At 34.0% G+C, this 13,467-nt stretch carries 14 protein-coding genes; 5 read left to right on the top strand and 9 right to left on the bottom strand.

The window, feature by feature from the left end:
* The 5 genes from proB to P8H68_RS12210 form a co-directional block, all read left to right on the top strand.
* Positions 1-1,078: glutamate 5-kinase (gene proB / locus P8H68_RS12230; protein ID WP_366144945.1), on the top strand; the 1,078-nt coding region annotated here is incomplete at its 5' end.
* 51 nt (positions 1,079-1,129) lie between these two features.
* Positions 1,130-2,377 carry a glutamate-5-semialdehyde dehydrogenase gene (locus tag P8H68_RS12225; RefSeq protein ID WP_300325580.1) on the top strand — a complete coding sequence of 416 codons (1,248 nt, stop codon included), beginning with the start codon at positions 1,130-1,132 and terminating at the stop codon, positions 2,375-2,377.
* A gap of 78 nt (positions 2,378-2,455) precedes the next feature.
* Entirely contained in the window at positions 2,456-3,613 is a 1,158-nt protein-coding gene (locus tag P8H68_RS12220; protein WP_300325578.1) for a methionine aminotransferase, read from the top strand.
* On the top strand, positions 3,598-4,380 hold the full coding sequence (locus tag P8H68_RS12215; RefSeq protein WP_300325576.1) for a nitrilase family protein: 783 nt from the start codon (positions 3,598-3,600) through the stop codon (positions 4,378-4,380). The genes P8H68_RS12220 and P8H68_RS12215 overlap by 16 nt, the downstream gene beginning before the upstream one ends.
* A 3-nt stretch (positions 4,381-4,383) precedes the next feature.
* Positions 4,384-5,262, top strand: coding sequence for an aldose 1-epimerase family protein (locus P8H68_RS12210; RefSeq protein ID WP_300325574.1), 879 nt, complete (start codon positions 4,384-4,386; stop codon positions 5,260-5,262).
* Positions 5,263-5,306: 44 nt separating this feature from the next.
* On the opposite strand, the gene P8H68_RS12205 is transcribed toward P8H68_RS12210, so the two are convergent.
* From P8H68_RS12205 to P8H68_RS12165, 9 genes are all read right to left on the bottom strand, one after another.
* Positions 5,307-6,299: an acyl-ACP desaturase gene (locus P8H68_RS12205; protein ID WP_300325571.1), complete on the bottom strand. Its 993-nt coding sequence runs from the start codon at positions 6,297-6,299 to the stop codon at positions 5,307-5,309.
* Between the two features lie 26 nt (positions 6,300-6,325).
* Positions 6,326-7,060: a lysophospholipid acyltransferase family protein gene (locus P8H68_RS12200; RefSeq protein WP_300325569.1), complete on the bottom strand. Its 735-nt coding sequence runs from the start codon at positions 7,058-7,060 to the stop codon at positions 6,326-6,328.
* 25 nt (positions 7,061-7,085) lie between these two features.
* Entirely contained in the window at positions 7,086-7,511 is a 426-nt protein-coding gene (locus P8H68_RS12195; RefSeq protein WP_300325566.1) for a hypothetical protein, read from the bottom strand.
* A 78-nt stretch (positions 7,512-7,589) separates the two neighbouring features.
* Positions 7,590-8,108, bottom strand: coding sequence for a hypothetical protein (locus tag P8H68_RS12190; protein ID WP_300325563.1), 519 nt, complete (start codon positions 8,106-8,108; stop codon positions 7,590-7,592).
* A gap of 128 nt (positions 8,109-8,236) precedes the next feature.
* Entirely contained in the window at positions 8,237-9,799 is a 1,563-nt protein-coding gene (pgi, locus tag P8H68_RS12185; RefSeq protein WP_300325560.1) for a glucose-6-phosphate isomerase, read from the bottom strand.
* A gap of 29 nt (positions 9,800-9,828) precedes the next feature.
* Complete coding sequence (locus P8H68_RS12180) at positions 9,829-11,058, bottom strand: peptidoglycan DD-metalloendopeptidase family protein (RefSeq protein WP_300325558.1); 1,230 nt, start codon at positions 11,056-11,058, stop codon at positions 9,829-9,831.
* A 42-nt stretch (positions 11,059-11,100) separates the two neighbouring features.
* Positions 11,101-11,853, bottom strand: a complete 753-nt coding sequence (locus tag P8H68_RS12175) for a DUF3108 domain-containing protein (RefSeq protein ID WP_300325555.1) — start codon at positions 11,851-11,853, stop codon at positions 11,101-11,103.
* A gap of 117 nt (positions 11,854-11,970) precedes the next feature.
* Positions 11,971-12,216 carry a NifU family protein gene (locus P8H68_RS12170; RefSeq protein WP_300325552.1) on the bottom strand — a complete coding sequence of 82 codons (246 nt, stop codon included), beginning with the start codon at positions 12,214-12,216 and terminating at the stop codon, positions 11,971-11,973.
* A gap of 25 nt (positions 12,217-12,241) precedes the next feature.
* Complete coding sequence (locus P8H68_RS12165) at positions 12,242-13,390, bottom strand: Mrp/NBP35 family ATP-binding protein (RefSeq protein ID WP_300325549.1); 1,149 nt, start codon at positions 13,388-13,390, stop codon at positions 12,242-12,244.
* Positions 13,391-13,467: the final 77 nt, after the last annotated feature.

Raw genomic sequence — 13,467 nt, 5'->3', positions numbered from 1 at the left:
ACAAAATATGGAAACCGCAAAAAAAATAGCAATCAAAATTGGCTCTAATGTACTTACACTTGCCTCTGGCTTACCAGACAAGGAGCGTATTGCTCATATTGTAGCACAAGTGGCTGATTTAAAAAAAGCGGGATTTCAGGTTATTTTGGTTTCTTCTGGAGCTGTGGCAGCTGGAAGAAGTATTGCCAATGTACAAAGTTCAAATGCTGTTAGCAGACGTCAAGTTTTGGCTTCTATTGGACAGATAGAGTTGATGGGAATTTATAACAAAGAATTTATCATTCATGATCTTCTTTGCTCTCAGGTATTGGTTACCAAAGAATCTTTTAGAACACGTCAACATTATTTAAATATCAAAAACTGTTTAGAGGCGTTGTTGGAAAACAATGTAACACCAATTATCAATGAAAATGATGTGGTTTCTATCACAGAATTAATGTTTACAGATAATGATGAATTATCTGGATTGGTTGCGTCTATGATTACAGCAGAAAGTCTGATATTACTTTCTAATGTAGACGGCATTTACACAGCACATCCTAATGAACCAGGAGCTGAATTGATCAAAGAATACAAAGACGAAACCGTAGATTTAGAGGACTCTATTTCAGATGTAAAATCAGAATTTGGTCGTGGTGGAATGCTTACCAAAGCGAATACTGCCAAACAAATAGCCAGTCTTGGTATTGATGTTTATATTGGAAATGGAAACAAAAACAATATTGTAAAAGCATTATTACAAAAAGAAACAGGGACCTTTTTTAAAGCTGCGGAAACGAACACTTCTCCTATCAAAAAATGGGTAGCCCAAGCTGGTGATTTTAGCCAAGCTAAAATTATCATCAACCAAGGAGCAAAAGAAGCTTTGTTATCTTCCAATGCTAGTAGCGTACTTCCCATTGGGGTGGTCGCTATTGAGGGCTCTTTTAAAAAAGGAGACGTTATCAACATTTTTGATGAAGAGAAAAACAATATTGGTTTAGGAAAAGTTGCATACGATTCCGAAAAAGCCAATTCATATATAGGACAAAGAGATCATAATGCATTAGTACATTACAATTATCTTTTCTTGAATTAATCTTGAGTTACACAAAGCTCACCCGCAATTTATTGCACAAAAACAATTAAAATGAACACACAAGATACTTTTAAAGCCGTAAAAAAAGCCAGTAGAGAATTGGTTTCACTATCTGCTGATACTATAAATACCGTTCTAAAAGAGCTTGCTGAATTAGCAGTCTCTAGAACAGAAGAAATCTTAATTGAAAACCAAAAAGATTTAGACAGAATGGACAAAAACGATCCTAAATACGATCGTTTGTTATTATCTGAAGAAAGAATACAAGGAATCGCTCAAGACATTATCAATGTTTCTAACCTAACTAGTTCTGTAGGAGAAATCTTATCAAAAAAAGAATTGGAAAATGGTTTGAAAATCTCAAAGGTACGCGTACCAATGGGAGTCATTGGTATCATTTATGAAGCGCGTCCAAACGTGTCTTTTGATGTTTTTTCTCTATGCTTTAAAACTCAAAATGCTTGTATTCTAAAAGGAGGAAGCGATGCTGAATTTTCTAATAAGGTGATTGTAGGAATTATAAAAGAAATATTAGAAAAACACAATATCAACACAGATGTCGTAACGCTTTTACCAACAGACCGTCAAGCAACGGCAGACATGTTAACTGCAACGGATTATGTTGATTTGATCATTCCAAGAGGAAGTCAAGGTTTGATCAACTTTGTGAGAGACAATGCCAAAGTTCCAGTTATTGAAACGGGAGCAGGAATTGTACACACTTATTTTGATGCCAGTGGAGATATTGAAAAAGGAAAGAACATTGTTGTCAACGCAAAAACTAGAAGAGTTAGTGTTTGTAACGCTTTAGACTGTTTATTGATCCATGAAAACAGGCTTGAAGACTTAAGTACAATCACAAATGCTTTGATCGAAAAAGAAACGGAAATCTACGCTGACGAAAAAGCTTATGCAAGCATCAAAGGTTCGTACCCAGAAAATTTGTTACATATGGCAGATGAAACTCATTTTGGAACTGAATTTTTATCGAATAAAATGTCAATAAAAACAGTTTCTGATTTGAATGAAGCTGTGAGTCATATTGCTGATTATAGTTCTAAGCACAGTGAAGCAATCGTTGCAGAAGACGAGGACGTGATTGAAAATTATTTAAACAATGTAGATGCCGCAGCCGTGTATGCGAATAGCTCAACTGCATTTACGGATGGTGCGCAATTTGGACTGGGTGCAGAAATTGGAATTAGCACTCAAAAACTGCATGCTCGTGGCCCAATGGCATTAGAGGAAATCACTACTTACAAATGGATTGTAAGAGGTGATGGACAAATAAGAAGTTAGGCTCTTAATTATAACTTAAAATACCCGCAATTCTGTTGCGGGTATTTTTTTGATGTTTATCTTTACTAGAAAAAATAGATGCATTTTTTCTTAGACCATCATGAATCCAAATTACCCGATGTAAAAACAACTATTTTTACAACGATGAGTCGTTTGGCAATGGAAAACAATGCCATCAACCTTTCTCAAGGATTTCCAGATTTTGATTGTCCAAAATTACTACTTGAAGAAACTCAAAAAGCGTTAACCTCTCAGCACGATCAATATGCTCCCATGGCAGGTGCTCTTTCACTCAGAGAGGAAATTGCAAACAAAATAGAGAAATGCTATCAGCAAACCTATTGTCCGGAATCTGAGATTACCGTTACGGCAGGAGCCACTCAAGCCCTCTACACGGCGATTTCTGCATTTATCAAACCAAAAGACGAAGTAATTGTTATAAAACCATCTTACGACTGTTATGAGCCTGCAATCAAAGTAAATGGTGGCATCGCAGTAAATTTTCAACTAACCGCTCCTGATTATAAAATAAACTGGCAAGAATTTTCAAAAAAAATAAATGCAAACACCAAAATGATTATTCTAAATAGTCCTAACAATCCAAGTGGGACTATACTTGAAAAATCGGATATGTTAGCCTTAGAGAAAATCGTAAAAAACACCTCCATCTTACTGCTCTGCGATGATGTTTACGAACATATTATTTATGACGGAAATCAACATCAAAGCGCTTGTATGTTTCCAGAACTTAAGAAAAGAGCTCTTATCTGCTCGTCCTTCGGAAAAACATATCACATTACAGGTTGGAAAATTGGGTACTGTCTCGCTCCTAAAGAATTGATGAATGAATTTAGAAAAGTACACCAATACAATGTTTTTAGTGTGCATCATCCTTCTCAAATAGCGTTAGCCAATTTCTTAAGAAAATCTGATGACTACCTAGAATTACACCATTTTTATCAAAATAAAAGAGATTTCTTTTTGAAGGCTATTCAGGGGTCTAAATTTGATTTTACCCCAACTCAAGGAACCTATTTTCAAATCTTAGATTATGCTAAAATTACAGAGGAAAAAGATATGGACTATGCACAACGTCTTGTAAAAGAACATAAAATTGCAGCCATTCCTTTTTCTCCCTTCAATACTATCTCCAACTCAAAAGTGTTACGATTTTGTTTTGCTAAAAAAAATGACACTTTAGAAAAAGCAGCTGAAATATTATGCAAGATCAATTAAAAGTACATCTGATTCAGACAGATACAGTTTGGAAAAACATTACGGAAAACATAGAAAATATTTCTCAAAAAATCAGTCAAATAACGGAACAAGCCGATTTATTTGTATTGCCAGAAATGTTTAGTACTGGTTTTGTAATGGAACCGTCTGAAGTAGCGGAGCCAATGGATGGCACTGCTGTTACTTGGATGATTGATACTGCGAAATCAAAAGATTGCGCCATTACCGGAAGTTTAATTATCAAAGAAAACAACAAATTTTATAACCGTTTGATTTTTGTTCACCCTTCAGGAGAGATAGAATATTACAACAAAAAACACTTGTTCTCTCATGCTGGAGAAGACAAGGTATACACGACTGGAACGGAAAGAAAAATAATTGAATACAAAGGCTGGAAAATTGCCGCTTTTGTTTGCTATGATCTCAGATTCCCTGTTTGGTCTAGAAATACAGAAAATTATCATATCGCTTTATATGTGGCCAATTGGCCTAAAACAAGAATCAATGCCTGGGACATATTATTAAAAGCAAGAGCTATTGAAAATATATGCTATACCATAGGAGTAAACAGAATTGGTATTGATGCCAACGAGCTTGAATATATAGGGCATTCTCAAATAACAAACCCTTTAGGTAACAACATAAAAAAATCTACCATAGCTGTTGAAGATATCATTAGCACCACTTTGTACAAAGCGGAAATTTTAAAAGACAGAAAAGATTTCAAATTTTTAGAAGATCGAGATGACTTCCAACTTAAAAACTAAGACATGCATCAGTTAAGCAATAAAAATATTCAAATAAAAATCAATAAAACAGGAGCGGAATTATCTAGTATTGTTTCTCTCATAAACAACAAAGAATATCTCTGGAGAGGAGACACCAATTTTTGGGGTGGTCAAGCCCCCATCCTATTCCCTTTTGTAGGAAGATTGAAAGAGGACACTTTTATTGAAAATGGCAAAACTTATCATCAAAAACAACACGGTTTTTTTAGAAGAAGTGATGCGATCAAACTTATTGAAGCAACCGACACTAAACTTACATTCTCAATACAACATTCAGCGGAAACCTTAGACGTTTATCCTTATAAATTTGAATTCAAAACAAGCTATGCACTAATTGAAAACAAAATCAAAATAGAACATACAGTAATCAATTTAGGGGACAAAACCATGTATTTTTCCATTGGAGAACACCCGGCTTTTAATTGCTCGCTACGCAATCCAAATGAAAGTTACGAAAATTGCTCCTTAGAATTTGAACAGCCAGAAACCGATGTTACTTGGAATATAAGTGAGGAAGGTCTTTTGGATGGAACCACGAGAGAATTTCTCAACCAAACAAAAATTTTAAATCTAGATAAAAGTACTTTTGACAGAGATGCCTTAGTTTTTAAAAAGCTAACATCCAATAAAGTGACCCTTAGCAATAGAGAAGAAGGCCCATTAATCACAGTTGAGTTTGCCGACTTTCCATTTTTAGGAATTTGGTCTAAACCCAATGCTCCTTTTGTTTGTATTGAACCATGGCAAGGATATGCAGATTCCGTTCATAGCTCACAAAAAATTGAAGAGAAGGAAGCAATTAGCTCTTTGGAAGCCGGAAAAAAACATATCGCAACTTATTCCATTGAAATACATTCTTGATGCAATAAAAAACCCTTACTAATTTAGTAAGGGTTTTTTTAAGTTTATTTTACAACCAATGGATTCATCCACTTGAATTTGTAGTCCGTATCTGGTACTGTAATCCTACTTGCAATTCTGGTCATTCTTTCAGGCAAGCGCATTAAATATGTTCTTGCTTTATCTGCTTCTGGAGTCAAACCTGTAAATTTATCAATCTCCCAAGCTTTTAATAATTTTTGTAAAATATCAATATAGTCAAAAGCAGAATACACTCCTGATCTTTGAGCTACATCAGAAAACTGATCAAACAAAGAAGCTTTTTTACCGAATGATTCTCTCAAATACATTGCCGGCATTTCAATTTTATGCTTCATCATGTCACAAAATGCAATCATCATTTCTGACGGATCTACTGCAAATATCTGACGGATAAATTCTACATATGCTAAATGGTGTCTCATTTCATCACCAGCAATAATTTTTGACATTTTTGCCAAACCTTTCATACCTGCTTTACGTGCAATTTTTGCTACGTTATTATGAGAAACATAGGTTGCCAATTCTTGAAAACTAGTATATACAAAAGTTTTATAAGGATCTCTCGCGGTTCCAATATCAAAACCATCTGCTACTAAATGCTGCGTTGTAATTTCTACTTCACGCATATTTACACGTCCAGAAAGGTAAATATATTTGTTCAAAACATCTCCATGGCGATTTTCTTCGGCTGTCCATCTACGAATCCAGCTAGACCATCCTTTTTGTTCTCCATGCTGATCAATACCATCCAAATCTAACAACCAAGACTCGTAGGTTGGTAACGCTTCTTCCGTAATCATATCCCCTACCAAGGACACCCAAAAATCATCATCTAAATCCTTAGACAACTCTCTTATTTCCTTTACTTCATCAATGAAAGTATCAGATTGAGGGTTTGGTAAAAAATCTGTAGGCTGCCATATTTCTTCCGGAGAAATCAAAAACTTACCAAAAGTAGTTTCAATATCTTTTTCCAGAGTTAACATAACCTCTTTACGAACGTTGTTTATTGACATAATATTCTTTTAAATCTGCTTATAGCTTACAAAGTTACTGAGTTTTTTATAGTTTCCTCTACTTTTTGAAATAAATCATTAAATTCCATGGAATTTACAGCTATAGGCTCGTGCACTTCAAGTTTCAAATGAACTCCAATGCCTAAAGGAAAGGCCCCGTTTTCTACCAACTTCCAAGAATTATTAATGGTTAGTGGCACTACATATGCCGATGGAGCATATTTAGAAATAATCTTCAGGCCGTTCACTGAAAACTTTTTAGGTTTCCCATCTTTACTTCTTGTACCTTCAGGAAAAATAACTCCTGCCCAATTATTCTTTTCAATTTTTTTTCCAAACTTGGCTAATGCCGTCAAAGCCTGTTTAGGATCATCTCTATCAATCAATACAGATCCTCCATTTCTTAAATTAAAAGAAACACTTGGAATTTTTGCACCCAATTCTTTTTTAGAAACAAACTTTGTGTGGTATTTTCTAAAATACCAAGATATGGGTGAAATTTCATTTGCACTTTGATGATTGGAAACTATAATCAAAGGAACTCCTTCAGGAATTTCCACATTCTTAGTAAATGTAATCCTAGTTCCCAAAGCATATAAAGTCCACAATAAAAAATAATTTAGCAAATCCACCGATTTTTTGTGCGCGGAATATCCTAATACATTCAAACAAAACCATTGAATAGGATGAAATACACAGATAAAAAAACCGAATAATAGATAGTGTATTATCGAAAGTGGATATGCTAATAATTTTTTCATTCTAATTTATTTTAGTCGATTCTAATTAGAACCACTGACCCCAAGGAATTCTTGTCAAAATCAATAACAAAGCAACTCCGTAAAATATCACGAATGTTTTGAATTTTGAAGTATCATCTACTTGTTTCTTGTGTTTTGACCATCCAACTGTGATCAGAGCAATTGCTAAAATCATTGTAATTGGATGCTCTACCGCCAACAATCTGCTTTCAGCATTTTTCATAATTGGTCCCATTCCAGTAACCTTCATTGCTTTGTATATAGGTGACATAAAATACCAGCCCAAACCAATTAACAATTGAATATGAGATACAATTAAAGTAAACAAACCTAAACGTAGATCTTTCTCTTTAAATTCTTTTTTTGATGTGTAACCTATGATTGCATTTACAACAGCTACAATTAAAATTACCAATACTAAATAAGCCCAATAAGAATGTACTTGTTTCATAATTTATTTTAAGTTTTTATGATTACAAATGTAGTAAAAACTACAGTGAAAATTTTTTAATTTATTCAGAAGACGATTTTAGAAAAATACCTGAATAAATGGTGAGAATGGAGATGCATAAATATTCGTACTCTCATCGTACAGTACATCGTAACGAAATCCAATAACCACATTATTCATACGGTAACCTGCTCCTAAGTGCAAGGCTTGATAACTATAATCGTTATCCAAGTCGAATCTTTTATCATTTTCGTTTATAAATATCTGTTCCAATTCTGCTGATAATTGAATTTGTTGAATAGGTGTATAAATTGCTAATATAGACCCTCCATAATTGTATCGATCTACATCGATATTTTTAAAGTTAGTATACCCAAAACTTACTGTGGCACCTGCCGCTATCTTTTCATTAAACTGATAAATAGCTGCTGGTGATATTGTTCCGCTAAAAACATCATTCGCAAAACTCACGGTAAAACGACCTCCATAGCGCATATTATCCCATGAAAAACCATCACTGGATTTATTTTGTGCCATACTTATAGTAGCAAGCATTAAAAATAAAACTCCTAAAAAAACTTTCTTTTTTACAAACATCTCTTTTTTTTCGCGCTAATATCAACATAATTGGTCTTACAGAAAAACCATTTTTAATTTAAAATTCTTACAGAAACAAAAAAGGCTTTCAAATTATTGAAAGCCTTTTTTTATATCCTCTTAATTTCTTAAGAATTGTATTTCTCAGCATAAATTTTATTTGCTAAAACTTTTCCTAATTCTACTCCCCACTGATCGTAGCTATAGATATTCCAAACAATTCCTTGAACAAAAATCTTGTGTTCGTACATAGAAATCAACTTTCCTAAAGAAGCTGGAGTCAATTTTTTAATCAAAATGGAGTTACTTGGCTTATTCCCTGCAAATACTTTAAACGGTACCACGGCATCAGCTGTTTTACCTTCAGCAACAACTTCTTCTTTGGTTTTACCATTAGATAAAGCCTCTTGCTGTCCGTAATAATTAGACATCAATTTATTATGATGCTCAGTTTTCCCATACAATGATTCTTCATAGCCAATAAAATCACAAGGAATTAATTTAGTTCCTTGGTGTACTAATTGCATAAATGCATGTTGCATGTTTGTCCCTGTACTTCCCCAAACAATAGTTCCCGTTTGGTAATCAATAGTTTCTCCGTTTCTATCTACACTTTTACCATTACTTTCCATAATTGCTTGTTGCAAGTACGGAGATAATTTTTCTAGGTATTGAGAATAAGGCAAAATAGCCTCCGTTTCCGCTCCATAGAAATTATTATACCAAACACTTAACAAAGCCAATACTACAGGAATATTTTCTTCAAAATCTGCTGTTTCAAAATGAGTATCCATTTCTTCAGCACCTGCTAACAAAGCTTTAAAATTATCAAACCCTACAGCCAAACTAATTGAAACTCCAACGGCACTCCATAAAGAGAAACGTCCACCTACCCAGTTCCACATTGTGAAAACATTTGCAGCATCAATACCAAAATCAGCAACCGCTTGAGCATTGGTAGAAACTGCAGCAAAATGCTTCGCTACATCAGCTTCTGTAGCAGATTCTAAGAACCAACTTTTAATAGTTTGTGCGTTTGTAATTGTTTCTTGTGTTGTAAATGTTTTAGAAACGATTAAAAACAAAGTAGTCTCTGGGTTTAAATTTTTGATTACTTCAGAAACATGATCACCATCTACGTTAGACACAAAATGTACGTCCAAAGGAGTCTTGTAATATTTCAAAGCATCTACTACCATTTGAGGTCCTAAATCAGATCCTCCAATACCAATATTTACAACATCGGTGATTGATTTACCTGTATACCCTTTCCAGTCTCCTGAAACTACAGTATTTGTAAATTCTTCTATTTTGTTTAAAGTCTGCTGCACATCCTCAACAACATTTTCTCCCTCAACAACTACTTTTTTATCTGACTTACATCTTAAAGCCGTATGCAAAACTTCTCTTCCTTCGGTAGCATTTATTTTAGCTCCTCCGAAATAACTAGAAATAGCTCCTTTCAAATCTACTTCATTTGCCAATTCAACTAACAACTTCATCGTTGTAGCGTCTATTCTGTTCTTTGAGAAATCAATATTAAAATCGTTGTTCTCAATAGAAAATTCTTCTTTTCTGTTACTGTTCGCAGCAAACAACTCTCTTAAATGAACATCTTTCGTTTCATTGTAATGTTTTGCTAATTTTTCCCAAGCTTGGGTTTTCGATGGATTTACATTTTTTAATGCCATAATTTCGAATTTTACTTTGTTTTGATTTTTTATTCCTCAAACTTCAAATCATCCAATTCCTCTTTTATAGACTGGATAAATTCAAGATAATGAGGCTTTATTGATTTTTTCATTGGCTCTGCGGCCGGTAATTTTTGTTTCAAAGGATCTACCTGTACTCCGTTTTTCCAAAAACGATAACAAACATGAGGACCAGACGTACTCCCTGTCATCCCCACAGTTCCAATAACCTGTCCTTGTTTTACATAGTCTCCTACTTTTACTTTCCTCTTTTTCATATGAAGGTACTGCGTAGAATAAGTAGAATTATGTCTGATTTTCACATAATTTCCATTGGCCCCTTTGTATCGAGATTCAATGACTCTTCCGTTTGCTGTACTCATAATAGGACTTCCCACTGGGGCGGCAAAGTCGGTTCCTTTATGGGCTTTCACCCTACCGTAATGCGCAATTTTTCTTTTTAAATTATATCTTGAAGAAATTCTACTAAATTTTAAAGGAGCCTTTAAAAAAGCACGACGTAGGTGATGTGCCTCTTCATCATAATACTCTTCAATTTGCATGATGGTATCTGCCACATAGCTAAATGCATAGAAAGGTTTTCCTACATGCTCAAAATAGGCCGCTTTGATATTTCCAATTCCCGCTGGAATGGTGTCATCAATAAACTTTTGTTCGTAAATCACTTTGAATTTATCATTCTTTTGCAATCTAAAAAAGTCAATTGTCCAGGCATAAATTTCTGACAAATCATTGGCAAGTACCGGATTTACTCCCTGAGCATCCAAAGATTGAGATAAAGAACTGGTGATGGTTCCTTGTCCTTTTTTAATGATAGTGGTCACCTTTCTTTTTCCTTTTTCAGCAGTAATTACAGAGTCTTTAAAATCAACTATTGTATAATTAATCAAATCATTTTGATAAATAAATACTTGTGCTTTTTCCGTGGAATCTTTTTTTGCTAAAATCGTATAAGGCTTTCCGGCTCTTAAACGGCGGACATCAAATGTACTTTTGATTTTTTTAGAAATTTCTAAAATCTTTGGATACCAAATATGATGACGGTCTAATATTTCACCAAAACTTTCTCCATGGTTGATAGTATCATTAATTACCTTGTAATTGTCTAAGTTATATCCAAATTTAATTCTTGGTTTTTTAATTTCCGCAGCGGTCTCTGACTCCTTAGAACTGGAAGTTTCATCAGAACATGAAATAAAAAAAATCGCGGTGATTAAAAATAAATACGAAAATCTCAAAAGGTAACTTTTTAGTAAGGCGCAAATTTACGTTTTTTCTATTTATTTTTCGGGAAAAGAATGAGTCAATCCTTTGTAACTTGTCAAATCCATTTTCGCAGAACCAACCGCCAAAGAAGCCTTCATTCGAATCGGAATTTTATTCTTATCTGCCGATATCCAAATAGTTAAACTTTCATTCTCTTTAAAAATTCTTCCTTTCTGCACATAGGGGCGAAATTTATAACAAGGAATTTTTCCATACTTAGAAGAAACCACCTCATTGCCTAAAAGCTTCAATTTAAAAGCAAACATTTCTCCATCAATAAAAATTTGCAATTTGATAGATTCCCCAACTTTCATTGTATCTATTTTGGCACTTCTCATTTTATAAAATGCCGACAATATATCCTGCACATCTGCTATTGGATATTTTTTTGTTGTATTGTATTTATGATCTTCAACTCTAGCACTATCCTGTTCATAATCAAAATAAATATCTCTACTTAATTTATAACCTCCTTCTTTTACTCTACGAACAAAATGATCTGGAGCAAGTGTTTTTTTATTCACATAGGATTCGTATTGATCTCTCACCTTAAAAAAAATATTGGTCACCCCCACCGTCCAACCTTTTCCTACAAAATGATAAGATTCCTCCTTTTCAGAAACCGCCAATGTAGCATAGCCCGCATTTACAAAACCATAATGCACTCTGTATTTTAACTCTTCTCCATCCTGAAAAACTTTTTCTTCATTTTGAGACTGTGCTAAAACAGTTAAGAATAAGAATATGATATATATAAATTTCTGCATACTATTTATTGATTTTGCATTAGTAAGGCAATTTCAGTGCCAAAACTAAAAAGGCTTAACGAAGTTATCGTTAAGCCTTATAAATATATAATTTTTGTTTTTAAGAAAATCTTAAAATTACATTATGCTACTAATATCAACAACCTTTTCTATTTGAGGAGCATGTTTTTTAACAGAAGCTTCTACCCCATTTCTAAGCGTCATCTGATTGATAGAACACCCTACACAGGCCCCTTCCAACTTTACGGTTACTATATTATCTTCTATAGAAACTAGCGAGATATTTCCTCCATCAGAAACTAAAAAAGGACGAATTTCTTCCAATGCTTTCTCAACCGTTGCTGTTAATTCTTGTGATTCCATTTTTTATATTATGATTTATTTCTATTTATTTTTTTGGAGAGCAACCACTCATCGTTGTAATTTTCACAACTTCCGTTTCTGGCAACTCTTCATTTCTTATCAATAACTGAGACAGCATATTCTTTGTAATCTCATTGAAAGCCGTTTCTAAAACTGTATTTTCTTGCAATGCAACAGGGCGACCTACATCTCCCGCTTCTCTAATACTCTGCACCAAAGGAACTTCTCCAATAAACGCCGTATCAATATCCTCAGCTAAATTTTTAGCTCCATCTTGACCAAAGATATAATATTTATTTTCAGGAAGCTCAGCAGGCGTAAAATAACTCATATTCTCAACAATTCCCAAAACAGGAACCTTGATATTTTTCTGCTGAAACATAGCAACTCCTTTTTTAGCATCTGCCAAGGCAATATTTTGAGGTGTACTTACCACAACAGCTCCTGTTATAGGTAATGCCTGAACAATTGATAAATGAATATCTCCTGTTCCTGGAGGTAAATCAATCAAAAGAAAGTCTAACTCTCCCCAAGCCGCATCAAAAATCATTTGATTCAAAGCTTTTGAAGCCATAGGTCCTCTCCAAATTACTGCTTCATTCGGATTTGTAAAAAAACCTAACGAAAGTAATTTTACACCATAATTTTCAACAGGCTTCATTTTAGAGCGCCCATCCACATTCACAGAAATTGGTTTCTCTTGCGCTACATCAAACATTAAATGCATAGAAGGGCCATAAACATCTGCATCCAACACTCCTACTTTGAATCCCATTTTGGCCAATGAAATAGCAGTATTTGCAGTAATCGTAGATTTTCCTACTCCTCCTTTACCAGAAGCGATCGCAATGATATTTTGAATTCCAGGTAATTTTTTACCTTTTATCAAATTTGGATTCTCTTGCTCTTCTTTCGTTTTTTCAACTGCTTTTGTAGCAACATTCACTTTTACAACAGCCTTTTCTGAAACATTTTCAACAATTACTTTTGTAATTTCTGATTCAATTTTCTTCTTTGCCTGTAAGGTAGGATTTCCAATCTCTACATCGACAACTACCTCTTCACCAAAAATAACAATGTTCTTGACATTATTATTCTCTATCAAACTTTTCCCCTCACCAGGTGCCGTGATTGTCTCTAATACCTTTTGTATATCTTCTTTAAGAATGCTCATATTTCTGAAAATTTATGAGTGCAAAGATAACTTGAAAACTTTAAAAACGAATACTCCCACACAACTATTCTTAAGTC

The sequence above is a fragment of the Flavicella sp. genome, from assembly GCF_029238425.1.
Lineage (GTDB): Bacteria > Bacteroidota > Bacteroidia > Flavobacteriales > Flavobacteriaceae > Flavicella.
This window is presented reverse-complemented; position numbering and strand designations above follow the sequence as displayed.

Excerpts from the sequence above, each read along its gene's own strand:
- P8H68_RS12220 (WP_300325578.1), top strand. The coding sequence starts at position 2,456 with ATGCATTTTTTCTTAGACCATCATGAATCCAAATTACCCGATGTAAAA.
- P8H68_RS12225 (WP_300325580.1), top strand. The coding sequence starts at position 1,130 with ATGAACACACAAGATACTTTTAAAGCCGTAAAAAAAGCCAGTAGAGAA.
- P8H68_RS12190 (WP_300325563.1), bottom strand. The coding sequence starts at position 8,108 with ATGTTTGTAAAAAAGAAAGTTTTTTTAGGAGTTTTATTTTTAATGCTT.
- pgi (WP_300325560.1), bottom strand. The coding sequence starts at position 9,799 with ATGGCATTAAAAAATGTAAATCCATCGAAAACCCAAGCTTGGGAAAAA.
- P8H68_RS12210 (WP_300325574.1), top strand. The coding sequence starts at position 4,384 with ATGCATCAGTTAAGCAATAAAAATATTCAAATAAAAATCAATAAAACA.
- P8H68_RS12205 (WP_300325571.1), bottom strand. The coding sequence starts at position 6,299 with ATGTCAATAAACAACGTTCGTAAAGAGGTTATGTTAACTCTGGAAAAA.
- P8H68_RS12195 (WP_300325566.1), bottom strand. The coding sequence starts at position 7,511 with ATGAAACAAGTACATTCTTATTGGGCTTATTTAGTATTGGTAATTTTA.
- P8H68_RS12175 (WP_300325555.1), bottom strand. The coding sequence starts at position 11,853 with ATGCAGAAATTTATATATATCATATTCTTATTCTTAACTGTTTTAGCA.
- P8H68_RS12165 (WP_300325549.1), bottom strand. The coding sequence starts at position 13,390 with ATGAGCATTCTTAAAGAAGATATACAAAAGGTATTAGAGACAATCACG.
- P8H68_RS12215 (WP_300325576.1), top strand. The coding sequence starts at position 3,598 with ATGCAAGATCAATTAAAAGTACATCTGATTCAGACAGATACAGTTTGG.
- P8H68_RS12200 (WP_300325569.1), bottom strand. The coding sequence starts at position 7,060 with ATGAAAAAATTATTAGCATATCCACTTTCGATAATACACTATCTATTA.
- P8H68_RS12170 (WP_300325552.1), bottom strand. The coding sequence starts at position 12,216 with ATGGAATCACAAGAATTAACAGCAACGGTTGAGAAAGCATTGGAAGAA.